Source organism: Natronosalvus amylolyticus, from assembly GCF_024298845.1.
GTDB classification, from domain to species: Archaea; Halobacteriota; Halobacteria; order Halobacteriales; family Natrialbaceae; genus Natronosalvus; species Natronosalvus amylolyticus.
The window spans coordinates 60,998-87,812 of record NZ_CP101159.1 but is presented as its reverse complement, the minus strand read 5'-3'; the positions used below and the strand labels follow the sequence as shown (position 1 = coordinate 87,812).

Annotated in this window: 15 protein-coding genes; 9 read left to right on the top strand and 6 right to left on the bottom strand. The window is 53.9% G+C overall.

The window, feature by feature from the left end:
* Positions 1-112: 112 nt before the first annotated feature.
* Positions 113-2,572, bottom strand: a complete 2,460-nt coding sequence (locus tag NLK60_RS17815) for a DEAD/DEAH box helicase (protein WP_254810744.1) — start codon at positions 2,570-2,572, stop codon at positions 113-115.
* 47 nt (positions 2,573-2,619) lie between these two features.
* Positions 2,620-4,767 carry a phospholipase D-like domain-containing protein gene (locus NLK60_RS17810; RefSeq protein WP_254810743.1) on the bottom strand — a complete coding sequence of 716 codons (2,148 nt, stop codon included), beginning with the start codon at positions 4,765-4,767 and terminating at the stop codon, positions 2,620-2,622.
* A 273-nt stretch (positions 4,768-5,040) separates the two neighbouring features.
* Here NLK60_RS17810 and NLK60_RS17805 point away from each other — a divergent pair, with 273 nt between their 5' ends.
* Positions 5,041-6,168 carry a hypothetical protein gene (locus tag NLK60_RS17805; RefSeq protein WP_254810742.1) on the top strand — a complete coding sequence of 376 codons (1,128 nt, stop codon included), beginning with the start codon at positions 5,041-5,043 and terminating at the stop codon, positions 6,166-6,168.
* Here the strand turns inward: NLK60_RS17805 and NLK60_RS17800 are convergent.
* Genes NLK60_RS17800 through NLK60_RS17790 form a run of 3 tightly spaced genes read right to left on the bottom strand, consistent with a single transcriptional unit; the run spans position 6,165 to position 12,176 of the window.
* Positions 6,165-9,602 carry an ATP-dependent helicase gene (locus NLK60_RS17800; protein ID WP_254810741.1) on the bottom strand — a complete coding sequence of 1,146 codons (3,438 nt, stop codon included), beginning with the start codon at positions 9,600-9,602 and terminating at the stop codon, positions 6,165-6,167. The two genes, NLK60_RS17805 and NLK60_RS17800, sit on opposite strands and share 4 nt — an antisense overlap.
* Positions 9,599-10,552, bottom strand: a complete 954-nt coding sequence (locus NLK60_RS17795) for a PD-(D/E)XK nuclease family protein (protein WP_254810740.1) — start codon at positions 10,550-10,552, stop codon at positions 9,599-9,601. Before NLK60_RS17795 ends, NLK60_RS17800 begins: the two co-directional genes overlap by 4 nt.
* On the bottom strand, positions 10,500-12,176 hold the full coding sequence (locus NLK60_RS17790) for a PD-(D/E)XK nuclease family protein (protein WP_254810793.1): 1,677 nt from the start codon (positions 12,174-12,176) through the stop codon (positions 10,500-10,502). The genes NLK60_RS17795 and NLK60_RS17790 overlap by 53 nt, the downstream gene beginning before the upstream one ends.
* A 629-nt stretch (positions 12,177-12,805) precedes the next feature.
* On the opposite strand from NLK60_RS17790, the gene NLK60_RS17785 reads away from it, so the two are divergent.
* On the top strand, positions 12,806-14,512 hold the full coding sequence (locus NLK60_RS17785) for a DUF4143 domain-containing protein (protein ID WP_254810739.1): 1,707 nt from the start codon (positions 12,806-12,808) through the stop codon (positions 14,510-14,512).
* 55 nt (positions 14,513-14,567) lie between these two features.
* Here the strand turns inward: NLK60_RS17785 and NLK60_RS17780 are convergent, their stop codons facing one another.
* A complete protein-coding gene (locus tag NLK60_RS17780; RefSeq protein ID WP_254810738.1) occupies positions 14,568-14,939 on the bottom strand; it encodes a hypothetical protein in 372 nt (123 codons plus the stop codon).
* Positions 14,940-15,273: 334 nt separating this feature from the next.
* On the opposite strand from NLK60_RS17780, the gene NLK60_RS17775 reads away from it, so the two are divergent.
* From NLK60_RS17775 to NLK60_RS17745, 7 genes are all read left to right on the top strand, one after another.
* Positions 15,274-15,684 carry a DUF7985 family protein gene (locus NLK60_RS17775; RefSeq protein WP_254810737.1) on the top strand — a complete coding sequence of 137 codons (411 nt, stop codon included), beginning with the start codon at positions 15,274-15,276 and terminating at the stop codon, positions 15,682-15,684.
* Positions 15,685-15,746: 62 nt separating this feature from the next.
* Positions 15,747-17,423: a DUF8186 domain-containing protein gene (locus tag NLK60_RS17770; protein ID WP_254810736.1), complete on the top strand. Its 1,677-nt coding sequence runs from the start codon at positions 15,747-15,749 to the stop codon at positions 17,421-17,423.
* A complete protein-coding gene (locus tag NLK60_RS17765; protein ID WP_254810735.1) occupies positions 17,420-18,262 on the top strand; it encodes a hypothetical protein in 843 nt (280 codons plus the stop codon). Before NLK60_RS17770 ends, NLK60_RS17765 begins: the two co-directional genes overlap by 4 nt.
* A complete protein-coding gene (locus tag NLK60_RS17760) occupies positions 18,259-19,404 on the top strand; it encodes a TrbL/VirB6 family protein (protein WP_254810734.1) in 1,146 nt (381 codons plus the stop codon). Before NLK60_RS17765 ends, NLK60_RS17760 begins: the two co-directional genes overlap by 4 nt.
* Positions 19,405-20,505 carry a TraC-like domain-containing protein gene (locus NLK60_RS17755; RefSeq protein ID WP_254810733.1) on the top strand — a complete coding sequence of 367 codons (1,101 nt, stop codon included), beginning with the start codon at positions 19,405-19,407 and terminating at the stop codon, positions 20,503-20,505.
* The gene (locus NLK60_RS17750) at positions 20,502-22,640 is read left to right on the top strand and encodes a VirB4 family type IV secretion system protein (RefSeq protein ID WP_254810732.1); all 2,139 of its coding nucleotides are present in this window, start codon (positions 20,502-20,504) and stop codon (positions 22,638-22,640) included. The genes NLK60_RS17755 and NLK60_RS17750 overlap by 4 nt, the downstream gene beginning before the upstream one ends.
* A 130-nt stretch (positions 22,641-22,770) precedes the next feature.
* Entirely contained in the window at positions 22,771-26,748 is a 3,978-nt protein-coding gene (locus NLK60_RS17745; protein ID WP_311136952.1) for a DUF87 domain-containing protein, read from the top strand.
* The last annotated feature ends 67 nt before the right edge of the window (positions 26,749-26,815 follow it).

The window sequence follows — 26,815 nt, the reverse complement described above, 5'->3', positions numbered from 1 at the left end:
AGTTTGGCGAATCCCAAAGCAAGTATCTGTGGGGAATTTCTGGTAGCCGGGAATCTATCGGTTCTCACCGGCCAGTAGGTATAGAGTACTGAAATTCTCGACTTTGATCTTTCTATGATTGAACAGGAATTTCTAATAGTTGTTTCAGAAGGCGGGTTGCGAGCTGCTTGTTTAGCGTCCGATTCGCATTCCCACACTGCGGGGAGTGAACGCACGATGGACATCCGTCTTCACAGGGACAGCTAGAGAGCATCTCCAACGTGCGCTCAAGCATTGTCTCCAGCTTCCCGAACGCTTCTCGAGTAAGACCCACTCCTCCCGGATGGCCATCGTGGACGAAAATCGTGGCCGATCCCGTATGCGGATGATAGGTGGTCGAGAGTCCACCAACATCGCGACGAGCACAGAGAATCTCCAGTGGGAATAACGAGATCAGTGCATGCTCCAGAGCGTGAATACTTGCGAGAAATCCATCGTCTTCTTCGCTCGCAGCTTTGATGTCCTGCTCGATCTGCGGCGGAATTGTGAAATAGAGCCCACGGGTGCGAATTGTCCGTTCAGGAAGCGGCTCGTCGAAAGCCCGCTCGACGCCGTCCTCATCTGAAGGGTGATCGTAGAGCATGTATCCTGTCACTTCTTCTGCAACCGTGAGATCGGCAAATCCGATAGAAATTATACTCTGTGAGGCTAGATCGCTCGTCTTGAGCTCTTCTTCGATGGTAACTCGTTTCTCAGTGAGTGGACGGGTATATCCCATCGTATTTACTGACTTCAGGAGTACACGGTCAGCATCGAATTCAGCCTCCGTTACTCGATACGACTCCTTCTGATGATGGTAGATCGCACCGGGATGTGCATCACGGAGCGCATCACCAAACGATAGCGAGGTAAGTGTTTGATCACGCAGTCGATCATAAAGCTCGATTTGCCGATCATCGATAGAGCGGATGTCCATCGTGTGTTGCGGGCTGTCCTCTCCCATGTACTTCCACCGGGAACCGGTTCGAGAGCTAAATCGCTCTAATTGGCCCGCGTCATCTAGAGACGCAACAGTCACCGGATATTCAGCGCCGAAGTAGGTGTCGTCACTGGTGCGCAGGAAGAGCTCTTGAGCCGCACAGCAGACGTGATCGTCTAGTATCTGGGTGTTTGCGGGATTGACTGCTGCTTGCTCAGGGTCGCCGTCAAACAGGAGATCCGGATTCGCCATACAGTACTGGTCTAACGGATTCGGGCTTGCTACGAGGACAACGAGACTCGGATTTTCTCCACGTCCCGCCCGCCCCGCGCGCTGGAATGTGCTCATGCTCGTTCCCGGATGCCCGTCGAGAAGGACGACGTCGAGGCTACCGACGTCGATGCCGAGTTCGAGTGCGTTCGTACTCCAGACACCTCGAATGGATCCATCGCGAAGCCCCGCCTCAATGGTGGTCCGACGCTCGTCCTGGAGTGCTGAGTGGTATGCAGTGACCTGGTTCGCTAGCTCATGTTCACCACGCTTCCGAAGCTTGCTATCGCACCAGTTTGCGTACTGCTCGGTTCCCTGTCTGGCCCGTGTAAAGACGAGCGTCTGATATCCTCGTTGAACAAGGTCGCAGAACAACCGCACTGTTTCTGGGTGATGGGAACGGCGCTCTCCGCCGATAATCTCGTTGTGGTGGGGTACCTCAACCGGGCCCGACGGTGGTGAACTCGCTTCAGAATTGCCTTCTGCAGTCGAAGGTGGTCCGTCGGCTGTCGCATATTCTGCATCCAGTTCCTCGTCCTCTCTTAACGGTGGATTCCAGAATATCCACTGGCGCGGACCTGTCGCGCTGGCATCATCGTCGATTAGTGAAAATTGGTTGGGTTGCTGTCCAGTGACTGCTGCTGCGTGCTCGATTGGATTCCCGATAGTTGCAGAACAGCAGATGTACTGGGGAGTAGAATCGTAGTACTCTGCCAAACGCGAAAGACGACGGAAAATTAGAGAGACGTGGCTTCCGAATATCCCTCGGAACTCGTGTACTTCGTCGACGACGACCGTCTCGAGCTGCTGGAAGAGCCACTTCCAGTGTTTCGGTGATTTAGAATATGGGAGCAAACTTTTATGAATCATATCGGGGGTGGTCAAGAGAACATCTGGTTGGCGGGCCCAAATTTCGCGTTTCTCGGAGTCTGTCAATAGTCCGGTGTATGTCGCGACATCGACATTCCGATCACCCCGAAGATCTGCGGCAATCTTGGAAATAGTATCCTTTTGGTCATTAATCAGAGCGTTCATCGGGGCGATATAGAGCGTCTTGCCGTGGTGATTAAGAGCGCGTTCAAGTGCTGGCACCGTATAGGCGAGACTCTTGCCGCTAGCCGTCGGAGTAGCTAGTACGACGTGATCACCGTCCCGAACAGCTTCGATTGCCTCTGCTTGGTGTTGGAAGGGTTCGTTGATATCGTGACGGGCAAGTGCGCTTGCTAACCGGTAGTCAAGATCGAGCGGTGATGTTTCGGCAGGGTTCCCTGGCGTTCGTTCTTGATGGATAATTTGGCCTTCGTAATAGGGGCGATCTCTCAACCACTCGATTGTCCGGTCCACGAATAATTCTCGAGCCATATGGGTGTATTGTGATTGTCTACTCCTAGCTACCGTGTCAGAAGGTTACGAGCGCGTGAGAGGAATCCTTCCCGTGGATCTTCGGTAGTTGTCTCACCAAGCCAGTCGAAGAATTCGTTCGGCGTCTTAATAATCAAATCGAGCCCTCGCTTTTCAATTCGAACCGTCATAGGAGGGTCGCGTTTGTACTCGTGGAGTTCGAAGTTCATCGACTCCGGGAAGGTCACCTGTAGCGTATCACTGTCTTTAGCGATTTCGACGTCCTCTCGGTCGATGAGGTTTCGCCAGCGCTCTCTGCCAGTGTCATATGCTTGCTCAGCAGGTTCGGTGGGGAAATAGTCTGGTAGCGGCCGGTCGGCGTATTCATAGAGATCCTGCATGGTCGCCCTCACTTCCCGAAGTGCGTCAGAGTCCGTTCCAAGTACGAGATCTCGGTTGAGATACTCGTACCCAAACCACTGGAAAATCGGATTCTTCGTGTCGATTAGACGGTTTACTTCAGCTTCTCCCTGATGTGAAGTCATGAAATTCACATCGAACCTGAGAATCTTGGCACGGTTTCGGAACCACTCTCCAGGCCGCTTGTCGTTCGAGATGAAGGCGAACATCGGATAGGCAGTTTCGCCGGTCCATCCACTCCAGTAGTTTCGAAGCGTGTCCAGCGAATTCACCTTCTGCTTGGTGATGTCGTCGACGACGACGGGGAACGACGTGTGTGCTGAACGCAAATTCCGGACTTTTCGTTTCCCAATTTCGTCTGCGTCGACGGGTGCTTCGACACGGTTCCCACTGATCAACGACAAGGCGAACCGACAGAACGTCCCTTTTCCTCCGTTTGACTCACCAAAGACGTAGAGGTACGGGAGAGCCTTGTCAAGGTTAATCCCATGCTCACGGTAGAACGCGGCTTGTCGATTGGCGAATGGGGCCCAGAAGAACCAGAGTAGTGCTTCGTACATGTGGGCTTTAACCGCAGTTGGGTTGTTGGAATTCCCATAGTTGTCCACCGTCGAAAAGTAGTCCTCAATCTCAGCGAGTGCCTCGTCGACACGCTCTGGTTCAGATGGGGGCTGTGTGACACGATAGACCGTGCCGTCATAGTGGAACTTGAGCTCGTCTTTGGACTCGTTCAGATGCATCGTTGGAACATCGAACACCTGTTGTGCGTACCGCTGGAAGGCATCTGGCGTTGTCGTCAACGTATCATTCGACACCGTCGCATCGAAATCGGTCATCTGCGACAACGTATCAACTGTCGACTCCTCGTACCCGCGTAGAGACAAGGTGATGCGGTCCTGTGGCGCATCTTCCAAGTCTGGATCATTCTCGCTAGATTCGCCTTCTGAATCGAGCTCTGCTTCCTCTGATTCCTGCTCTGCGGCGGTATCTGTACCCCCATCGAGTGCGAGATCCACTGTCTCAACTTCTGCATCGATATGGTCCGCCAGACGACCGTGAACCTCTCCCAGTTCGTCTTGTGTACCCACACGTCCTTCGGTGTACAGTTTGATTACCTCTTCTCGGTCATCGTCCGAGAGTTCGAGTTGTTCGGAGAGATCTTCCAGGAAGGGTCCGCCACTGTTGTATGAGTCTCGGTGATCGCGATAGAGTTCCTCGAATTCTCCGTAGAGCTTACTGTCCGTCTTCGTATCATAAACGACACCTACGTTCGTTTGATTCGACCAAGCATTGCGAGAGAGATTTGGAGAGCCAACGATGACTTTTGCTGGTGTACCGTCATCGGTGTCCTCGAGTTCGGATTCATCCGTAGCCTTTCCGCCGAGGGTCATCTGATCTTCATCACCGTCCTTATCCTCTCCTTCTAAGACAGAGTCGTCGTACTCGATGAGATACAGCTTGGAGTGGACCTCCTTGTTCTCACAGAGGTAGATTACGAGCTTGCCTTCACTCCTGAGTTCTTCAAGCCGATCTGCGAGATCCGGCTTGTCGATGAGGCGCTCTCGGTAGTCGGAGACGTCCCCAACAACCACCTCCAGGGACTCCAAGTCGTCGAGGTCTTCGAAGAGATCCAGAATAAACTCGGGGGAGTCACAATAGGTGACGACACGCATTCGTTTTGCGCCATCGAAAACGTCGGAGAATGACTGCCAGCTCTTAAAAATCTCGACGTGACTGTGATCCATGCTTCCGGTATCAAGAGGAACATCGAACTTCATTGGATGCGGAATTGAGATTTTGTCATTTAGGCGTAATCTTGTTACTATTCATAGGACCACTTTCCGGACGATGATCGGAGCATTCGATCCACCCCGCCGTAACCTCGGCTCGATCGTCGAATGAATGCCGATTCGTGTGGTCATATCTATCTTCTTTGAGGGCACCAATGCTCTGTCATGAAATAAACGTTGCGATTAGAGCCATCGTGAATGCAGTATTATAGTAATACGTACATCAAAAAGTAGTTATATCTATAGTCTGCTTGAACTACTATGGCGCCAGATACCTTGACCGCGAATAATCTCGTTGCAGCGGAGCGAGATGGCGAGTACGGTCTTACAGTTCAATTACGGGTAGACAAGGTCGAACGAACCCCAGATCACGACTGGTGGGCACAGCTTGTCCACTGTTCAGATGTGTTGGGGACACACGTGAAGCTCACAGTTTTCGACGATGATGACTGCGATCTTGTCGACTACTCTTTTGAAGAAGGTACTTGGTATGAATTCGATGACGTCAACCCTGACGTGTATCAGGGAACCATCGGTATCAAAGCGAAGTGGAATCGGCAGGTTCGTCAGCTCTCTGGCAGCCCAGAGATGTCGCCTTCAGACACGACTGACATTGTTCGTCGACTCGGTGCAGTCGATGCCATTGCGGCACTCGACATCGAGACGATTACGACTGTTTCTGAGCGAGAACTCGAACCACCGAACCCAGATCATCAGGAACTACTCTGTACCGGCGTTGGATACCGGGGCAATCCGGGCGAGGAGATTGAGGCTGAAGTCCTCTTCCGTGAAGACGAGACGGCTTCTGCAGAACTCGACGCTATTGAGGCGGTTGTGAACTGGCTCGATGCGAGGGATGTCGATGTTCTCATCACCTTTGGAGGTGCGTGGTTCGACCTCCCAGTATTGGTAGGTCGTGCGGAACGGGCCGCTGCGGAAATCGGTGAGCCTAGACGGGCAGAGAAGGTACGTACAGCACTCGAGTCCTACTACCATGCCGACCTCTCGTCGGCAAAGAATCGGGTGCTGGGGGAAGGTTCACTTGAGGATATGGCTGAACATGTTGGATCGCCCGCACCGAAGACGCTCTGGACGGATTACGAAACTGGCCTTGAACCGCAGACGTGGCGCGTGAGTCAGTGGGAAATCATGCGAGAGGAAGACCGCGACCCCCCGTCTGACGATCTTGGGGATCCCACCGTATTCAATAGCGACGTTCCATACTTCGGTGAGGCGTGGCTAACGGCTAGCGCAGCAGGCGAAGATAACCGAGCCTCGAACCTGTACGCGTGTCTCGAAACCTATACACTCGCAGATATCCATCCCTTGTTCGCTATAGCTGACGATGAGCGGTCGACCGGTCAACCGTCATTCTCGATGACGTACTAGCGGCCTCCGTTTTCTTGATGCCACTCTTCCCCGCAGGGAAGGGAACTGTGCTGGCACCATCGACAGTGCTCCCCAGTCTCGTACCCGCTGAACGATGTCTCCTCGATTCGATCCATCGTCGTCGACACCGCTGCTTGTACTGAATCTAATTCACCCTCATCGAACGAACGGGTCTCGACTTTCGGACCGATATCGCCGACATAGGCATATCCCGCGCGGGTAATCGGTTCCTCGTAGAGGTCACGACAGGCGAGCAGATACAGTGGCAGCTGCTTGTTCTCCTCAATGTCTCGGTGACGCTCGGTGGCTTTGTAGTCGATGACGACCAGCTCACTGTCCGGGGTTCGATAGACGGCGTCGATAAACCCGACGAGTTTGTGGCCATCCACTTTTAACTGGAACTCTCGTTCAGCATCGAGGATTTCCCAGCCGCTTAGATCGAGGTCGAAATACCGGTCGATGCATTCCTTCGCGACCGGTAATTCATCCGTGGCACGCCGTTGTCCGGCCAGCCGCTCACAGATAGCGTACCATTCTGCTCGTTCTACTGCCTGTTCCTTCGCAGCGATCTCAGCGGTATCGTGAAACAGAAGCCCGACTATCCGCTGTGAGATACCGTCTCCGCCATAGCCGTTCTCGCGGTAGTCGGAGAACCCGTTGACGACGTAGTCTAGGAAGTGCTGTCGAGGGCACTCCTCGTAGGCCTCAAGTGAGGTGTAACTGTGCTGGAGTGCCGGGTTTGGTGTCGTTGGTCCAGTGAGGACGTCAATTGAAAATCGTCGGTTCTCATGTACTCTATCGAGTGAACCTTTTATGAGCTTGTTTCCGAATGTGATCACACGATCCCGCCCGTCTGATGCCGAGAGCTTCTCAGAACCATACGTCACTTGCCCAGAGACGTCCCCAACTACCGTGCTCGCGAGAGAGGCTGTCCAATCAGCATGGTCCGATGGAAGGCACTCCTTCAGATCACGCCAGATCGGGAGATGACCGCTACCTGGCCGCCAGGGAACGGATTCTGGGAGGATGCTCTCGACAGCATCGTGTACGGGCCTTTCGTCGTCAGTGTCGTCTTCCTCCTTGCTCCCGTGGAGTACGAGTATCTCTTCGGCGCGGGTGATCCCCACGTGGAGTATCCTGCGGGCTTCATTGGCATCTTGAGCGACAAAATCTTTGTCGAACGCTGATTCTGGACCTTCAGACAGTGCTGACTCGAATGTATCGTAGGTTCGTGACCCTGGTTCCCACTCGTCAGCGGTCAACCGGGGCATCAAAACCGCGGGAAAGTCGAGTCCCTTACTCTTGTGAACGGTCATGACGTTGACCGCGTCGTCGGCCAGTTCTGGCTGACTTGTCGGTGCCGAACCGCTCTCCTCGAGGAGCGAGTCATAATGCTGCAGCGAATCGATGAACTGCGGCGTGAGTGGGGGCTGTACTGCATCGTTTCCATACTGGTCGATAATCTCGTCCAGCTGCGCCAGGTCACGACGCTCTTGCTCGCTAAGGTACCAATCGATGTTGGTCAGGCGTTTGAGTTCCCGGTAAAGGTGGCTGAGGGAGGCTATTTCACGTAGTTTGAGGAGGCGGGAAATATGTTCTCGTACTTCCTGAATATGATCGGGCTCATCGAATACTTCGAGGGGTTGGTTGCATATCCCAGCATATGCACCGTCATCGTGGCTATTGACACGACGTAGATCAGCGTCGGTAAGACGGTAACGCATCGTCAGTACCCGGTTCCAGCTTACGTCGTCTTCTTCGGGACGAGCCAGCGCCTTTAGATAGGCGACGACTGTGCCGACCCCGATTGATTCCGTGGAGAGGTCTCCCGCAACCTGATAGGTTATTCCTGCCTCGTCGAACCCTTCGAGAATTGGGGTTGCGTGGTCGTTATTCCGAACGAGAAGTGCGATCTCCCCTGGATCGTACGCGCGGTCTAGTGCTTCTGCATCGCCACTCAGAAGATTTCGGGTGACAGTCACCAACTGTTCAGCTCGGTCGCCTTCGTCGTCGGCTTCCTCCACAACTGCGATCGTGTCTCCGTCGAAATCGGGTTCGTCGACACGCGTGAGCGTTTTGGTACTCCGCCTATCCGCTAACCGCTCTAGTGCTTCATTTGCGAGGTCGAGAATAGGTTGACGTGACCGGAAGTTCTGTTCTAGCGGTTCGTCTTCGAGATCGGGCCCGAAGACGTCGTCGAGTTCGTCAGTGATGTTCGCGACGTTCGCGCCGCGCCATTCGTAGATTGCTTGGTCGTCATCGCCCACGACGAATAGGCGATCCTCTGAGACGAGGGACGTAATGAGGTCGAACTGGAGACGATCAGTGTCCTGGAACTCGTCACAGAAAACGTAGTCCCATCGGTTGCCCAGACCCTCTCCGACGTCAGTCTCGAGCAGCTCTACTGTCTTAACCACGAGACCATCGAAGTCAAGCAGATTTCGACGGTCGAGCTCTCGCTCGTATGCCTCATACCCTGCGTTCAAATCCAGGGCAGTTTTGCACTCGCTGAGGGCATCTCGGAGATAGTCTGTCAGTTCGAGCTTCAGGTCGTTTGGTATCCCGCTCGGAGCGCCACTACTGTACCCTCCAAGCAGATATTTCGGCAGCTTGTGTGCATCCTCGGGAAGTGACCGCTCACCAGCCTCATGCTCCTCAAACGCCACTTCGAGCGCGTCACAGAGGTCAACGAGTCGGTTGAGGAAGTCTTTGATGCTCGCCTCTAATCCTTCATCGCGGAGGGTATCCCGTTCTGCGACGAGGTCGGCTCGTGTATCCGAAATGCCGTCGAGGACGGTCGAAACTGAACGGCCACCAAGATGGTCGCCTGCAATCTCCTCAATACGATCTGGCACAGCATCGAGTTCATAGACTTGTTCCGGTGACCCGAGATATTCCTCGATCTCTGCGGGCGAAATCCCACTTCGCTTCATCGACCCGATAAACGAGAGGAGTTTCGATGCGACGCCGCTCCCGTATGAATCTGGGCCGTAGACGTTGGGTTTGACGGCACGGTATTCGATCTCGTCGAGGACGTCGAGTACGATGACGTACTTTTCAGCATCCGTTGCGATCTCGAAGTCTGGATCTAATCCCGCGTCATAGGCATAGTCCGTCAGTATCTCGTTGCAGATAGAGTGGTATGTGTACGCGTCGACGTCGTAACCTGCTGGTCCGAGTTTTGCATTGAGTTTCTCACGCATCGAATCAGCGGCGTTGTTGGTGAAGGTCAACGCGAGAATCCGATCCGGAGAGACCCCGTGTTCATCGATGAGAGTCTCGATTTTCCGGACCATCGTGAACGTCTTTCCAGTACCCGCACCCGCGAGTACTCGCATAGGATACCGCTCCGACTCGATTATCGTCCGCTGCTGTGGCTTCGGATCCTCATCGTCTTCGATGGTTGGGAGCCAGTCAGGCACGTCGTCGCTCATCGCTGCACCCCCTCCGCGAGAGATTCTACGCACATCTCTCGGAACGTGCAGTCGGGACAGGCCTCATCGTGAATGAGTGGAAATGGATCTGGGTCGTGAGAACCGTTCGTAATCCCTTCGTGTGCACGTCGCAGGAGATTCCATATCGTGTCATGATACTCTTCGTAGATGTCCGTCGTATCGCGTGGATAGCCCCGTACAGAGATTTCGTATCCGTCTGGTGTGCTTTCGAACGACGTCCGATTCAGGAGACCGTAGAAACTGAATCGAACATTCATCCCATCCTCGTAGAGGTCAGACTGTTTGACGCCCTCGATGTATGTGGCCGACTGAAATGCGTTCCTGACTCTCTTCGGGTCATGATCCGTTCCGTTTAGGTGATCCTCGAGGACGCTCGCAGTATACGACGTGATCACGTCATTGAGGTTCCGCTTGTAATCGATGACATGGAGACCTTCGTCAGTACGGAGGATGTTGTCGGCTCTCCCGCGCAGTCCGAGGCCGTTCTCAACACATTCGAGCCACTTCTCCGTCGCGATCGATTGACGAGCGTGATCAATGCCGTGGCCACCATCCGGGTCAAAAAAGGTCTTGATAGCCTCTAGATTTTCGAGGCGCTGGTATTCCTGGTGGGCGCTGGAGGCGTACTCATCCGGGTCGATATGCTCTCTCCATTGCTCCGGGAATGCCTCTACTGCCCGATCGTAGATGAGCTGGGCGTCATCTTCTGGACTAGTTGCTTCACAGACAACCTCGATTGTTCCGTGATAGGCACGCCCCTGATTCAGGTACAACCGTGTCTTCTCTGGGGTGTTGACCTTCTGTACGTACTCATAATCGAACTTCCGCTGGCAGTCCGCGTAGGTCGCAAGACGCGACGGCGAAAGGAAGGTAACGTCAGTCACGACGAATCCCTCCGGCAGCGAACTCGATACGTGCTTGCAGCGCATCCCGAAGCTGCTCGCCACGGGTTCCGCTTTCACTGATGAGGTGCTGAATCTCCGAAAGCTCAGCTTCGACCTCGTCGAGAGAGACCGTCACATCCTGGCTGTGAGAGCGACGGACGTCTGCAAGGGCGTTGTCGATCCGAGAGAGCAGGTATTCTTCCGCTCTTCGCTCGCTCCTGATCTCTGATTCTGTCGCCTCTTTCACCCACGGCAACTGCCGATAAGCGTCCGTGAGAAACCGCGACGGCTGAGCACGCTCTTCCAGTGCGGTGTCTTTGTGACTGTACAGACAGAAGTACAGGCGGTCGCCAGCAGCGGTTGCTCCGATGGCGAGCCGCCGCCGCGCGTGCTCTGCATGGTATCGTCGGAACGAGCGGCTTGACGCTGTCGAGGACGTCGGGAAGGTGTTGGTGACATCTTCTGCCTCGACCTGTGTTACGCCCGGATAGTCCGGCATCTCTGAGAGGCGTTCTTGGGAGAACAACCGAGTCAGGGAAGGAGATCCAGGGTACTCTTCGTCGACGATGTCCAACAAAAAGACTGCTCGGAAGGTTCCGTTTTTAATCGCCTGTAAGTGATCGACTCGGACACCTCTGTCAAGTTCGGTCGAACTTGTTTGGTTCTGTTGAGGGGCATACTCGTGAGCCCGTTCGAGCATCGAGGCGAACGACTTCCAGGTCGTTTCGATGAACGACGTGTCTTCTACGAACTCCGCCATAGCGAACGCCCGCCGAACGTTCCCGAATTGGGAACGAACGTTCAGTGGGGACGTCTCCTCAGCAATTCGAACCTTCATGTTTGACTCGGTTGCCCACCGTCGGAGCGGACTCGAGAGGCCCTCCATCTGCTCGATAGAGGCCAGAATCGATTCGTCTAAGACCGAGGCTTCCAGCAGCTCTATTCGAGTATCGTCATCATCGGCTGCCAGATAGCGAACGACTTGTAGTAGCTCTCGAATAGCAGGGTCATCGCCGAACCCCGTGACAGTCGAGGACTCTGTCGGAACCCCTGTCTGGTGGAAGGCACGAAGCGTCTCGATTACTGCGGAACCGCTCTGTTTCAGTGCGACGGCGAAATCCTCGTACTCCCAGTTCTCTCGATCTCTAAGCCGCTCGATTTCATCGGCGACTTTCTTGATCTGTTCGTCGGCGGTTTCTGTCGGAATGACATTCACCTCCCCCGCCTCGGGATCTTCGTGAACGGTTTCATTCGCTAGGTACGCACCCGTCGCATCCGGACGAGATTGGGGCGCTGTCCTTGCAGTAGACTCTGTCCTCGAAAATGAGACGTAGTCAGTAATTGGTCCCGGCTCGATCCATGTACGCCGAACACTTGCGTTCTCTTCTGCTACACATACGAGTTCCAGCCCATTTGCTAAGGTAGCGAGATAGCGACGGTCAAGCGGCAAGAATTCCTCGAACTCGACAGCGAGGATCGCCTCGACATCCACTACGTCGTCTCGTTTCTCGGTCTCCGACAGCGCCGCATTCGCCTCAGTGATTAGCTGGCCGCGTTCCAGGTGGTCATGTTCGTTGAGCCATTTGTGGAACGCTTCCACGAGTTCTGCAACTTCAACTAGCTCTGGTGTCTTCTCAAAGGAAACATCCTGCCACGTGATAGTTTCCATGAGCTGGGCGATATCACTCAGGAAGGAGGGTTGTTCGGCTGCACGCTGGAAATGCTCGCTGTCCCACTCTTGATCTTCGAGGAACCGATGGACGAGTTCGCGACGAATCGCGTCGGAGAGGATCGCCCGGTCATCGGTCTGGTTTACGACGTCGGTCGCTTGAACGACTAAGGACGTTACTCGCGGGACTGCTGCACCGGGTGCTGTATCTTCGAGTTCGTCCCGAAACGTATCTATGCTAGTCGGCGACCCAGTGATGACGAGGATGTCCTCTGGGCCGTATTCGTTGAGCAATGACTCATACTGTTCAATTACTGTGGATATGAGATCTCCAGTGCCAAATGATACGGTAATCAAAGTCCCATCAAAGTACTGTACCTCAGACACGCTTGACACCCCATAGGTTCACCTGTCCTTCCGTGATGGGTTTCGAACTGCTCCAGATTCCCGTTATCTGAGCGCTTGAGTCTGAATTAGGATACACTCCGAAAGAGGATCTTGCTGAATGAATATACATCATACTGAAAGGTCTCACATCCCACCTACAAGAACGTTCGTGCTACGCTAAAACTGAAAATTGGATCATTCAGATGGTACATATTTATACTATGCCAGAGTGAAGTTCCTATATGACAGACCCATCTGATGGTTCTGATTTCATTGCAGATGCTGAATGGCACAACGAATGGTGGGATACAGATGGTGGTTCATTATCTGAGTTAGAGGAAATCGCTTCTCTAGACCCTCGATCGGATTTACTCAAGGTTCTTCAGTCAATTGACGAGGAGCGAGAGAACGGAGCCGAGAGTCTCGTATATCCAATTTATGGGCCAACGGGAATCGGGAAGACGACGCTTCTTCAACAATTCATTGCTGCAATCCTTCATTCAGACATTGTCGAATTCTCTCCAGGTCACCGTGATTTAGATATCGTTGGGTCTGTTGATCCACGTCAGATCCTCTATGTTCCTCTTGAGGATTCTCTCTACCATCTCGAACCTTCGAGCAGTGCTGTGGAAAAATTAGAAAACGTTATCGACTACTTCCGTTCCCATGTGGCTCCCCGCCGAGGCCGCAAGTACATCATCCTCGACGATATCGGTGCTCTGCGACTCGATGAAAATGAACAGAGTGCGCTTCTGGATCTCGTAGACGATGATACCTATCTACTGCTGACCGGTATTGTAGAATCGCAGGTCGATCTGCGTGGTATCTCGGCTTCGAGCGAGCCCAAACTCAATTATCCTCGTGCGATGTTGCCGATGAAGTTCATAGACACAATCAAGCAGGGGGCATATGATGATTCTGCGTTAATCGAGACAGACTCTGATTTTGCTCTTCGAGTGGAGTCTCATCAAACGAGGAGTATGGATGGTGAGTCGCTGATAAAGGATGTTCGTAGTAATTTGTCTGAATCGGATGACTTGGACGACGCGGTCGCTTCGTTGAATCAGCTTTACTTTGAGGTTTTCTCGGATGTTGAACGAGATGGGCTGTATGAGGCTGCTCGTGAGTACCTGCAGAAAGGGGGAATCTTCCTACGCGCTAAGGAAACCCCAGTCAAAAACGAACTTATCCGATCTCATCTCCTCTTGTATCTCTACAAGGAACTCGCAGAGTATGAATCGATTCAACGACCAGAGAACCTCCATCGGGTCGCTTCATTAGCTGCGAGCCAGGCAGGGAATGAACTCAGATATACGGACATCAGTGATCAATTAGAGGTTGACCGTCGGACTGTTGACTCGTACTTATCCGTGCTGGATGACGGACTCTCAGTTTCGGAATCCCACGACTTCTCACTTCAACGTCACCGTCGTACTCGACTTTATCTTCGGAATCCGCGCCACGTTGTACTTCTGTCTCAGCGTCAGGAGCACCACGGATTTGAAACATATGAGAAGACCCGGTCGCTCAATCACGAGTTTGAGTACAAGCTAGCTCGAACCGTCGCGTTTGACCATGCAAAACGACTGGCGTGGAGGGTTGGCGGCTCAGATGACAAGGACCCACAGGTCGAATACTTCGAAACTGAGTCAGGGACGGTCGATTACATCCTCCACAATGAGGATGGGTTAGTTGTCCCGTTCGTTCTCTCCTATCATCCACATGCTGGAAATGCCGACGAAATCGCAGCAGAATTTGACCCATCGGTTGGGAAACATCCGATACCCGGTGGGGAAGAACTTCGCGATCTCAATTATGAAGCGCCTTATCGGTTTATTATCACCGATAGCTTACCAAAGGAAGTGACGAAGTCTGGTTCACTTGTCGTCGAGTATGATGGTGTCAAACTCTGTTCTATCCCCTACTGGTTGTTCCTTCTCATTTGTTAGCTCCTATTTTCCTGCATTGAATTGAGTAGTATCCTCACAATCGTCTGTCGGAAGCCTATTTTGGACTTACTGGTGCAATGTACTCGTTTTTCCACGATTCGCCATCACGCCATTGCCAATAATAATAGTGATAGCCAGGTTTGGTCTCCTTGACGGTAATGTAAGCTCCGCTCGTAGGAACTTTTTCGTAGTCTTTTGGATCAGTAGAGACATCACGACCTTCGAGATTCTTGAGTTCGTCTGCATCTACTTCTTCTTCTGTCCGCTTCTGATCAAGTTCGTGATTACGCTTCTCTCGTTTCCAGGCTGCGAGGTTGTCAGCATACTCCGAAATCACATCGAGTCGCTCTGGTGATTGACTCTTAAGTGGGTCGAGAATATAGTCTGGTAACTCTGGTGTGGGTGGCATTGTTGGGCCGTCGTTCATAGTTACCCCACTCGAGGTAACTTCTTCAATCTGTGGGGTAACTATGGTCTCAAATACAAGAAAATTTGACTTTCATTATCTCCTTCTATTTTCTTGACTGGCTGGAAATATGTGCGACAAATCAATCAATTCCTAGAACCATTTAAGAAATACAGAAGATATATGCTCTATCTCGATAGATCGCCGTTCGATAATCAATGAGCAACTTGGGGAATCGAAATCAAAAATTCTCTCGAACAGGTTGGAGTCGGCACCTCCCGTTGAACAGTAGTTTCACCGCAATTCTACACAGCGAGATTGGCCAATTCGGATCTAGTAGAGGTCAGGTCTCTCAATGACAGCAAGAGATCCTCCTACTGATGAACAACAGAATTCCATTGCCCTTCGACAGCGAGTGGTACGTGGCGGTCTCGCATCGTTCCTTGTTCTCTCGCTTGTCGCCGTGGATCCTGTCTTAGCTCAGGATAGCGTCGTTTGTGACGCTGAAGGCTTGCCAGACATGATCTCTGGATTCTTCCAGATCACGACTGCACTCGGGATTATGGGACTGGTTGTGGTCTGGCAGGCTGATTCACTGGTCGAGATGTTCACGATGAACATTGAGCAGAAAAAGAGCCTCAAGCAGCACAAACGGACGGCGATGAAGTCTGCAGTTATCCTCGTGATCCTCGGACCGCTGTATACGGTTGCTGGATCGGCAATGGGGCTTCCACTCGCTGAGTGTGTCGATCTCGTCCCGTGGTAACTCAACGCCACACTCTGGATGGTCTTTGATTCACTCCGCTCGTGCATCACATTCGCCCTCACATGGTTTCGGTGCTCGCTCTCGTTGCCGTCACGCTCGCGTTCGCAGGGGTGACTGCCGTGAGTGCCGACTCTCCACCACGACCGGGCACTGACGACAGTGACTTAGACGTCAACGAGACGGCGACGCTCTGGTCGAAAGAATCGAATGAGTGTCTCAGTGCTGCCGAATACGAGGAGCGATACGATGAGCAGCGAACGGCCATGCAGGAACTCGGCAACTGTACAGATATTACGTTCAAAGAGCCCCCAGATACCGCTGAACGCTGGACGGCATACGATTACGAGTCACTCGAGGGTGGCGATACAGAGACTTCGATCTATCCCACGCATGCAGAACTCTCGAACTCGGCCCTCATCGCCGATGCACACGCGACGACGTTCGCGATCCAGCCGTCGACGAGAACACATCTCGATGCGAACGAGACGGTTCACTACATCGCTCCGGAAGGCGAACTCAGTGGATTCGTCGATTATCGCGTTCGCCTCGACAGCAACTCATCCATGCAGAACCACGGAATCGACGAAGTCCGCCTCTTACACAATGACGACGTCGTCGATACCGTAGGAGGAACGCACACTCCAACATTCGAATATGCGTTCGACCGAGGTGGCCCGGCAACACTCACACTCGAGGCGGATATCAGCGCTCGAGTTGAGCGCGATCGTGGCAACGAGACGGAGGTCATCACTGATCAGGTGACCGTCTCCCAGGATCTCGATGTGGAGGTCTACGATCTACGGGCATCGATCTACCACGCTTCGTATCCAAACGGCGACAGCGGTGTTGCCATCTATCAGACTCAACCGTGGCATGGATACACGCTTTCGGATGATGGTGAGGCGAACGTCCGTGGGGTGTGGCGATATTACACGGCTCGAGACACCAACTGGGACGATCTCATACACTCGAGTCGAGACGGTCAAGAGACGATACAATCTGACGCTCTACCCGTATACGTCCACGCGTATCCATCTGAGCTAGGCCCGCGTTCGGAACCCATACGCGACGGGCCCGAAATCCTCGAAGTCTGGGGGACAGAGAGTTCGTCTCCAGAACCGACGATTCATGAGAACGTCGAGATTGACGTCGTCTCTGGGACGTACACCCGTTCCTCCGGTCTTGCTCTCCGATACGATGGCATCGATCGAGATGCTATTAGGGTCGACGGGATTGTCCGCGGTGTCTCTGCGGAAATCATTGAACCCGATGGAGGGTCGGAACGGGAGATACGCGAGAGTGATCTTTCTGTCGAGATCATCGAATCGAATGCGACTGCAGTGACCTTGCAGATCGAACTTCGCGATGCTGAGACGGGAGCGCCGATCATGCTCGAGAGCCCGTTCGACGATCCTCGATTCTCACTGATTGGCGCTGCTTCGCGCGAGGGCTACATTACGATCGGCGATCAGGTGGTGCGAACGAACGCAGCTGGTATCGCAGAGGTAACTGTCTACCAGCCGGGCATCTACACCGCAGAGTACCACCCCGGTTCATGGCGCTCGCACAATCCAGCCTATATCGGTGATACAGCCACAGAAACGTGGCATCCGTTGGCCACCCCGACGGGGTGGTTTACACTGTTAGTCGATCTTATTCGGTATGCCATTCCCTTTGCGGTCGCCCTGTACGCAGCGAAGCGGATCGGCTCGTTCTTGAAAATGAGAGACACGCTATGACAATTCAACAGACATCACTCGATAGACGCACCGTTCTTGGAAGCATACTCGTCGGGATCACTACTGGACTTGCTGGTTGTTCTGCGTTGAGTGATTCTGATGACGATGATTCGTCGACAAACTCCAGTGGAGGCGTTCTCCAGAGCGTCGCGGTCGAAGGACTCGAGCTCGTGGTTGAACTCGAACGGGATGCGGTTGATCAGCTGAATCTCATCGATCCCTCTGGCGAGCTGTTTGCCCACCAAACGATTGAATCGGGGGTGTCCCGAACAACGCTCGAGATCGGGACGGACTATCCTATTGGCGAATACGAACTCATTGGGCTTGCAGACGAGGAGACCGTTGAGACGACGTCGACTACGCTCGAGCCGGATCTTGATCTGACGGAACTTAGAATGGGGAGGGATTATCCCGAAGAGATGTATGAGGGCGCCAGTGATTCTAGAACGGAAGCAGAAGCAATTCTTTCTGTGACTAATGAGGGAACTGGTCCAACTGCAGTTACTGCACTTCGATTTGAAGGAGATATCCCGTTCCCAACGCCAGACGATTTCGATGAATCTGGGGATAGTGGCATCTATGATCCAGAGAACGACTTTGGAGCGGATGCTGAGTCGATAACGATCCCTGCTGCTGAGACCGTGGTCATCTATAGCAACACCCGACCATTTTTACCTGTCAATGCACGAGCGAAATGCGACTCAGTTGGAGAGGATGGAGAATTCATTGTACGTCTTTTCGCTACACACGAGGCTGTGGATCTGACGCGAGGATATTTCATTCGCTACTCCGGTACAGACTCCGGCGATTGCCAGCTCGAAATTGAGGAGGGTGCATGATGTTAGCTTGGTCTCTCTCTGATATCGGGATTAAGTGGTTTGAAGATGCGATTGACAAGCTAATTGAGTGGTTTCAGGAAGGACTGACAGACGGATACGAGACAGTCACGGCTCAGGTTTTTGGAACACCTACACCCGAGACGGACGGTGCCTTTGTGTTTGGCCAGCCATCAAACATACCGTGGGAACAAATCCACGGTAGCCTCGTTGCGGGCGAGATCATGCTTGTGGCCTTGTTATTGCTCGTGATGTGCGTCCAAGGGCGACACACCATCCGAATTTTCAACGTTGGAAGCGCATACGAGACTCGAAAAACGAAACGGAGCGCTTGGACGGGTGGCTTCTTGATTGTAACTTGGTATTGGATCGCCGTGTTAGCCCTCTATCTTGTTGATGGGTTCACAATTGCACTCATTCCCGACATTTCAGCGGTTACTGATGCAATGACCGGTCTGCTTTTGTTGACTGTTTCAAACCCACTACTTGCTCTCTTCCTTACAGGAGTTGGCGCTGTAGCGATGTGGATTCTTCAAGCGCTGTTTTTCCTGCGTGAAATCTTGCTGTACATTTTCATCTACGCAATGCCGATCGGTATTGCACTGGTCTACGGAAATCTTCCTGTTGTCTCACATATTGCGAGAACAGTCTGTATGAAATTCGTTCCGCTTGCAATCATGCCAATCCCAGTAGCGCTTCTATTCAAGGGGTACGAACTGCTATTCGGTGAAGGAACAGAATCAGCACTTGTTCCGGACAGTTCGTTCCTGAGCTATCTCATCGCGGTTACACTGCCGCTTCTCTCGATCATCATCGTCTGGAAGCTGTTCAAGTACGCCAGCCCGATGACGACAAAGATCATCGGCACTACGACCAAGGTTGGAGTCACAGCAGGAGCAGCTATTGGTGCTGGTGTCGTCGCTGGTCCCGCTGCGGCAGCCACAACTGCTACATGGGGGCCGAAAGCCGCTGTGGGGTATTCTGCTGCGTCAAGGATGCGCCAGCGTAGTGGCTCATCCCAATCTGGCAACTCGAGCAACGGTAGTGGAGGACGAACCGACCACGATAACATTGCGACAGACGCGTACGGCCAGGAAGGCGTCCCGACGTATCGTCGAACTGAGAACGATCCGGGGTACTACTGAATGACTCGAGATCACGACGCAGCGGGCCGGCGAATCATGAACGAACTGGGTGAAGAGAGTCGCATACCGATTCTGAACATCGAGGAGGGAGACGTCTACGTGCTCCTCGGTTTCCCAATCGCTGGTCTCCTCTTTGGTGGCCTTACGGGACTCGATGGTGCGATCTTACCGTTCGTCTTACTCGGTGTTGTCCTTGGTGGATCGATCGTCTACGCGTCACCCAGCCACCTCCCGGCGTCGACGTGGCTGGGAGACGTCTACCGCCACTACTGCAAGCGGCCTCGGTTCACCTACAGCACGGAGGCCACAGCAGAGTCCACTGAAGCGAGTACCGAAGGCGGGCTCGTGAGCTATACACCGTTCAAACCGGACGAGCGAACACAGGACCTCACGAACATCAGGCGAGCGTGGCCTGGTGCCGGTGCAATCGAGCGCTCAGATGGCGCGATGGAAGCCTACCTCGAGATCGATTCCGGGAACATGGACTTCGCGATGTCCGGTGATTGGGCACAGATTCAGCAACTCGGCGAAGAGTTCGCGAACAAGGAACTCGACTTCACGCTCAAATTCCACGCCACGACTCGGTCGTTCCCAGTCGAGAAGCTGATTGAGCGAATCGATGGGCGGCTCACTGACAGCGACGTCAAGCAGAACCCGATCTTCAAGGAGCTGCTCGAGGAGTATCGCGAGCAACGCCCGCGAGACCTCAAGGGGACCCAGCAGGTACGCTATTTCATCGGCGTCGAAGTCGATCCGTTCGAGGTCTACGACCGGTACCAGGACGAACAATCCCCTGCAGAGAAGCTCACCTCGTTTCCGGTGGTTGGCTTCCTGTTCAATCCGTTCGTGACCCGTCGCAACGACATGACTGACGCGGAGATCCGGGCGGCCATGTTCGAAAAACTCGAGAACCGCTGCCACGGTCTCCAGACGGAGTTTATCCAAAAGGCAGCAGGGTGGTCGGCTCATCGACTGACGACAGTCGAACTGTTCGTTCTCTCGATGGACTTCTGGAACGGCGAGGAACACGAGTACGACGACGGGTCTGACGCGATTCGTGAGCATCCAGTGATCGACCATCAACGGAGGGTCGATCAGTGATCGACGCACTTCCCGATCCAGGGACACAAGCTGGGCTTGCCCTCTATATCGGTGCAACGGCATTGTTCACGCTTCTCGTGAAGCTGGCATGGGGCCGCTGGCAAGCCGAGGACGTCGAAGAAGTCGAACTCGCCGATCTCCTCGAGGAGACGACCGTCGAAGACGGCCTCGAGGAAGGTCAGATCCTCGATGACATTGCCGAACATCACCAACACGTCGTCGCGCCGGCGGCAATCGAGTGGGATACGCGAACCGCTCGCGTCGGTGATCAGTGGACGTCCACGCTCTACATCGCAGATTATCCGGATTACCCGAAAGACGGCTATCTGACCGAACTCTTCGAGCTCACGGACGTCGAGTTCGATCTGACGGTTCATATCACACCAAAGAGTCAGCAACAAGCTCGGGACGAACTCCAGCGAGTGGCTGACGACCTCCAGGCCGATGCTGACCTCGAGCGCACTGTCCGTGGGAGCTATCTCCAGGAACGAGCCAATGAGGCACTCTCGACGTACAAGAGCGTCGAGAACGGGAGTCGGGTGTTCAAGCAAGGCATGTTCATCACGGTACGAGCTGATTCTCGTAACGAGCTTCGTGACGCCGTCCGGACGGTTCGGAGCCGGCTTCGTGAACAACCCGCTGGACTCTCGCCGAAGACAGCAATTTGCAAACAAGACCTCGCCATCCAGGCTGCAGCTCCGATCGGTCCCAACCCGTTCGGTCGAGAGGCCACAGCACTCGGTGGTGCAGTCGGTGCACTTCTCGCGTCGCCACACAATGCCACGATTCTCGAGGACGGTGGCGTCGAGTTCGGCGTTCACTGGAAGAACCAAAGCCCGGTCGTCATCGATCCGTTCGCTCGAGAGAACGGCTATGCGATGTTTACGATCGGTGACCCAGGATCTGGGAAATCGTTCGGCTCGAAGCAGAACTTCATCCGCTCAATCGAGCAAAGCGAGGACCGTATCGGGATCATCCTCGAGCCACTGAACAACTGGGCCGGTGTCGCCGAAGCCCTCGGTGGCGAACGAATCACGATCGGCGGGGATATGGGGCTGAACCCGCTCGAGATCAAGCCGACTCCCGAGCGTGTCCAACGGGCAATGGGGAAGGACGCCAGCCCATACCGTGAAAAGCTCGATAGTGTGATGAGCTTCCTCTCGAACTACTTCGCGCTTCGGGGAATCACACTCGGTGACCGCCGGACAACGTTGGAGACCGCGATCGAGCGTGCCTATTCACGCAACGGGATCACCGATGATATTGCGACGCATCACAATGAGAGCCCGACGATGCGGGACGTCCTCGATATCCTCGAAAAGATGGTCGAGACGCCAACGGAGTACGTCGTGCGGACTGACGAGGAAGCGACGAAAATTGGGGAAGATGCGACGTGGCTCATCGATCAGCTTCGCCCGTTCGCAGAAGACGGCCGGTACGAGAATCTGGGCCGAGAGACTGAATTCGATATCCGCGATGAGAAGGTGATCTATCTCGATCTCGCCCAGCAGGAGGGCAGTCTCGGTGGAAGCACGAGTCTTATCATGCAGTTGTTGATTTCGTTGGTCTACGAGCGTGCGAAGGAGACGGACAAAGAGGTGGTCTTCGTCATCGACGAGGCACGCTACATCATGCAGGATGCGGCGAGTCTCGAGTACCTTGAGATCGTCTTCCGTCATCACCGCCATCACAACCTCTCGATTCGCCTCGTCACCCAGACCGTCGACGAGTTCTTCCAGCATCCAGAGTCTGAGGCGATCATCGACCAGTGTGCGATCAAGCAGTTCCACCACCTCGACGGGATGGATCGTGAGTGGGCCAACGAGTTCGGGCTCAACTCGGCACAGATGCGCTTCGTCCAGGAGGCCGTCCCTGGCAATGATCGGACGGGCTATTCGGAGGCACTCGTCGGCGTCGACGGTGAGTGGCGCGGAATCGAAGTTCGAGCGATGGAAGACGAGACGGCAGTGATCGACTTCGATCCGAAAGCCCAGTCTCAGACTGAGTTGCCAGGCCGTTCAGCAGACACACCTCCAGAGCCATCTATGAAGACTAATCCAACAACCCCTCGCCAAGTATCAACTCCACCACAGACTGATGGTGGTAAGCACGGAGGTGAATCGAATCATGAGTAGTAGCGAGTGTTTGAAGGTGACACCGACGTCAGGGACACTCCATCGGATCGATATTCCGGCAGCTCTTGAGAGCCTTCATAAGCTGTCGAACCCAGCCGCAGAGAGTTTCTGGAGCCGGGTGAGTCCTAGAGTGGACACCTCCCCTCCGACGTTCGAATTCCTCGCTGTCTGTGCGGGTGCTGAAGCACCAGTAGAGTTTTACTACGGAGTCAACCAGGAAGAACACCTCAACACGCTCGAGAAGCGTCTCAGGTCGATCTACCCGACTACGTTCACGGTTATGCGAACAGAATTCGATCTCGAGGCAGTCCTCATACCTGAATCCGACTTGGCGGAGAAAGATCTCGAGTCTGAGGAACAGGGGGCGTTGAATCAAGAGGATATTCGAACTGATTCGGGAGAGACTGATTTGGAAGGTTCCGATGAAGGCGACGTAGAAGACGAACCCCCGACCCCCTCTCCACTCGGTGTCGAATGGCTCGGCAAAACTGGGCGCAAAGAAGACTGGATGACGACCATCGCACCGTTTGTGGTCGAGGAACCCGATGAGGAGTACGAATCAGAGCGACCACCGCTTTCGGCCGTTGTTGAGGTTCTCCATGAGATGACCGTTCCCACGGTCTATCAGATTCTCTGGCAGCGAAAACCTGACTGGCGGGATGATGCCGAAATCCGAACATCCAATCTGAAAGAGGGACGCGATACCTGGGCTGAAGACCTCATCGGCTCGTGGCTCGAGCCTGTCGATGCAGATCCTGCAGATCGAGAGCTGTCTCAGGAGACAAAAAACCGTATTCGGCGGATCGATGGGAAACACCCACGCCGAACGTTCACCGTCAATGCTCGAGCTGTTGCAATGGCTCGTGATGACGATGTTGAGATCCGCGCCGAACTCGAGCAGTTGAAGGCAGCACTCGATCCACTCGATGGCCCGTTTTACGAACTCAATGGACGCCGTATCCGAGAGAAAGGCTTCCTTTCGAGTCAGAAGAAAAAACGAGCTCAGCGCCATCTCGATCGAGTTCTCAACGGAGAGATGATCACTGGTAGCGGGAAGAAGCGGCCAGATTTCGTGTTCAATGCGGACGAACTCGCAAACGTGGTTGTTGTCCCGAGTGCCGATGATTTGACCGTCGAGGGCTCTCGAGGCGCGCGTTCAGAACAGCGCAGCCGAAACCCATTGCCACGTCCGAACCCGGACTTGATGGATCAATTCCGAGAGGGAATGGCTATCGGGTATGCGATTGATGAGAACGGGTCACCAGAAAGTGAGCCAACACGAATCCCTCCACCGTTGCTTCCGACGCATTACCTTCGAGCAGCGACCACTGGTGCCGGGAAATCGAAGGCATTGATCAACGATGTGCTCTCACTGTATGAGAGTACTGATGGGCCGATAATCCTCGTCGATCCGAAAGGCGATGGAATGACTGAAAACTACCTTCGGGCTCACGCTCGGCGCTTCGGAGTCGATGATCTCGAGGAGAACGTCCTTCACTTCTCGGTACCGGATACGCTTCCTGGGTTTTCGTTTTTCAACCTCACGCCTGGACTCTCACACGGGCAACGGCGTGTCGATACTGTCCAACGGAAAGTCGATCACTACGAAGAAATTCTGAAACTGGTCATGGGTCGTGATCGGTACGAACGGGCGACTGCCTCTCCGCTCCTGATCGAGGCGTTGATCAAAGCCCTGTTCGACGAGAAGTACGGCCGGGAAAACGGACGTCACCGTGCTTCTGAGGACTACTTCGCCCACCATCAGCTCGAGCATGCCCTTGATCAACTCTGGCAGGCTGGCCCGCCAAATCCTCAGGAAGACGCAATCCCGAAATCGATCGATCCAGAGGTCACGCGAACAATACGCCGCCAGCTCCAGTCTGACGGTCGGACGTTCGCGAACATCATGGGTGGGGTCAGTAACCGATTCGCGTACATCTCGCAGGACTCACACCTTCGGAGAATCTTCAACAACACGGATCCACAATTCGACTTCAGAGAGCTTCTCGACACCAACCAGATTATTCTGTTCGACCTCGGCGACCTACGCGAAGATGCTGCACGGATGGTGACCGGCGTTATCCTCACCTCTCTCGAGGATGCGCTCAGGACACACGAAGACAACCTCAATCAACGACCGGATGACTATGTCGTAAACCTCCTTATCGACGAGGCTGCCTCCGTTGTCGTTTCTGACGTGCTCAACGACTTGCTCGAGAAAGGACGCAGTTTCCGTCTCTCAGTGGGATTGTCGATGCAGTTCCCAGAGCAGATGCAAGCAGAGGGTGGCCGACGCGTGTACCTGAACGCGCTCAACAACATTGGAAGTCCGATCCTTGGCAAAGTGAACGTCGATCGTGAGTTGGCACGGGCGATGGCTCACGAGGACCTCGATCCGACAGCCTTCGCGAACCGGGTGCGTTCACTGCCTCGGGGTGAGTGGATTACCCAACTCCCGAGCCCTGTGTTTGGAGAGACGGGTCCGTATCCGTTCAGCATCAAGCCACTCCCGATCCCCGCTGGTCACCCAGAGAGTGATGATCCACTTTCTGTAGGCGAAGAGCAAGAGTTCCAGGAGGCGCTGTCTCGAGTCCACGGCCGTACGCGCCGAGAATTTGGCGTTCGTGAGTCGACAACGTCATTTGCTGACGTTCCAGTCTCACTCCAAGACATCCTCGGTGTGGACAGTTCAGACCTAGATCACGCACTCGTTCATGTTATTCGAAATATACAGTTACGAGAGGACTGTCGCGAAGACAATGGGTGGGTGGATGCGAAAGTAGTGGACACAGAGCTGCAAACGGCCTTTGCTGGAGTGGATGCCGAACCACCAACCCACGAGGAAATAGCTGCTGTCCGTCGACAGTCGCGTCTTCTCGAGGTGGACTTGAGTCAGACCACTCGTGACATCGTCGTTCGACTCACAGCTGCTGGGGAATCGATCGTAGCACCGGATACTGGTTCAAGTCGGACATCGGGTAGTATCCGCCACGATGAGGCGATCAGACAGATTGAGGCTGCACTCACGAAGATCGGTTGTACAGTTTCGATCCCAAAACAGGATGGGAGCGAACAGCCAGACGCGAGGGCAGTTCACCCTGACTGTGAACAGACCTTTGCGATCGAGGTAGAAACGACGACTCCTGAGAATCCAGCACAAGTCCTGGCAAATCTTCGAAAGGCACAGGACGCCGGTGAACATCCCGTCTTCGTTGTCGAAGCCGACGAACCAGAGATGTACTGGGCAGATCGGGTTACTGGAATACTCTCATCGCCTGTTCGAGAACTGTCGACCGGTGAGATTCGATTATACACGAAGGACCAGGCTCTCTCGTTCAACGGCGGTGCAACAGCCACCGGTGGCGTAACAGCAGTTCGACCAGTTACGGAACACAGTGCACAGACGGTCTGGAAACGGGAGCATGGACGCCTCGTCTTGGAGAACGGCCAGGGTAAGACTCTCATAGAGACCGCATCGATAGCCGAACTCTCGAGAGACCACGTACCAGCAGTGTACAGCTACGATCAAACATCTGGTGAGTACGTCGTCTCCGAACAGGGTGTACAGTATGTCTATGACTCGAAAGAGTCGTTCTCGAAGAAGTGGACTCGAATCATGGAGCCGTTTGTTCCTGAAGCTGAGTTTTCCTACCCCGGCTATGGTTCTGATAACTATTCCATCGTCGTCCTTCGAACCGATGGTCAACCGGCCGTCTATAGAGATGGGGAGACTGCCGCACTTGAAACACTACTCGAATACGATGACGATGATTCACCTATTGGGTGTAGTGATGAAGAGGAACTTTCGTTCGATCCCAGCGAACTACTACTAGCAGAGATTGCTGATGATGCGGATGCAGTTGTTGGGCGATTTGTAAGTCTGTTTCTCAGCGAAGAGCCGACCAGTACGGTCGCTGCTGGCACTGTCTACGATTGCTATGAACAGTGGGCAAAACAGCATGACATTGATCCGGATGGCAAGAGCTGGTTTGCCCGTCGGTTAGGCAACCACATCGAGCTCAATCGAATAACGGAGCGACGTGACGGTGAGCTTGTCCGGTGTTACGAGGGACTCAAACTGGATCACCAAGGGATACTCGAGGAATAGCATGAGATCTGCTGAAACCGATCGAGAAGCCGTTGTACAGCATTTCCCGGGAGAATTGTGGCACAGA